This window comes from Actinoplanes awajinensis subsp. mycoplanecinus, from assembly GCF_001509495.1.
GTDB lineage: Bacteria > Actinomycetota > Actinomycetes > Mycobacteriales > Micromonosporaceae > Actinoplanes > Actinoplanes palleronii.
Map to the genome: position 1 here is coordinate 1 of NZ_LLZH01000111.1, position 1,165 is coordinate 1,165.

Consider the following 1,165-nt stretch of genomic DNA (forward strand, 5'->3'; position numbering starts at 1 on the left):
ACTCGACACCGGCCTGGCCTGGATCGACGTGGCCGGGCTGGCGCTGTTGTCCGGGGTCGGGTTCACCGTGTCGCTGCTCATCGGGGAACTCGCCTTCGGTATCGGCAGCGGCGCCGACGACCGGGTGAAAGTCGCCGTCCTGCTCGGCTCGCTGATCGCGGCAGGGCTGGCGGCCGTCGTGCTGCGGGCCCGTAATCGCACGTACCGGCGCCTGCACGACGCCGAGCAGGTCGACCACGACCACGACGACATCCCCGACGTCTACCAGAGCTGACCGGGCGTATCGTCAGGCCATGCGCGCAGCCGATGTAGCAGTGTCGATGAGCACCGTGGTCGAGGCCATGCCGGCCCGGGAGGCCGCCCGGGTGCTGGCCGCGCAGGACCTGCCCGGGCTGATCGTGGTCGACGGCAAAGGCCGCCCGTTGACCGTGCTGGCCGGCACCCAGGTGCTGCGGATGGCGCTGCCGTCATATTGTCAGGACGATCCGGCCCTGGCCCGGGTGATCGACGAGGCCGCCGCCGACGTCATCCTGGCCGGTATCGGCGAACGCACCGTCGCCGACCTGCTGCCGAAGAACCGGCCCGAGCTGCCCGCGGTACACGCCGACGCGACGCTGCTGGAAGTCGCCTCGGTGATGGCCCGCTCGAACATGCCACTGGTCGCCGTCGTCGACAAAGACCGGGTGATGACCGGCGCGATCACCCTGGACGCGCTCCTCGACCGGCTCCTGCTCTAGAACGCGAAGAACCTCAACCAGAGGTACGGCACGGCCATCGCCACCGAGATCACGGTGACGATCAGACCGTACTTCGTGAAACCCCAGAAGCTGATCCGGTGCCCGGCGCGTTCGGCGATCCCGAGCACCACCACGTTCGCCGAGGCACCGACCGCAGTGGCGTTGCCGCCCAGATCAGCGCCGATCGCCAGCGCCCACCACAGCACCTGAGCCTTGCCCATACCGCCCTCGGCGTTGACCAGTTCGCTGACGATCGGGCTCATCGTCGCCACGTACGGAATGTTGTCGACGATCGCCGACAGACCCGCCGACGCCCACAGCATCAGCAGGGTGGCCGGCCACAGCTTGCCCGCGACCGCGTCGGTCGCCGACCGGGCCAGGGTGTCGATCACCCCGGTCTCGACCAGGCCACCGACCATGACGAACAG

The 1,165-nt window shown here is 69.3% G+C and carries 3 protein-coding genes; 2 read left to right on the forward strand and 1 reads right to left on the reverse strand.

Going from position 1 to position 1,165, the window contains the following annotated elements; translation table 11 throughout:
• Together ADL15_RS15045 and ADL15_RS15050 are read left to right on the forward strand one after the other, a co-directional pair.
• On the forward strand, window positions 1-274 hold a 274-nt coding region (locus tag ADL15_RS15045; RefSeq protein ID WP_198170782.1), incomplete at its 5' end, for a Na+/H+ antiporter NhaA.
• Between the two features lie 19 nt (window positions 275-293).
• The gene (locus ADL15_RS15050; RefSeq protein WP_067690249.1) at window positions 294-737 is read left to right on the forward strand and encodes a CBS domain-containing protein; all 444 of its coding nucleotides are present in this window, start codon (window positions 294-296) and stop codon (window positions 735-737) included.
• Here the strand turns inward: ADL15_RS15050 and ADL15_RS15055 are convergent.
• A partial coding sequence (locus ADL15_RS15055) for an ArsB/NhaD family transporter (RefSeq protein WP_269748345.1) occupies window positions 734-1,165 on the reverse strand: 432 nt, incomplete at its 5' end. The genes ADL15_RS15050 and ADL15_RS15055 overlap by 4 nt on opposite strands.

Excerpts from the sequence above, each read along its gene's own strand:
- ADL15_RS15050 (WP_067690249.1), top strand. The coding sequence starts at position 294 with ATGCGCGCAGCCGATGTAGCAGTGTCGATGAGCACCGTGGTCGAGGCC.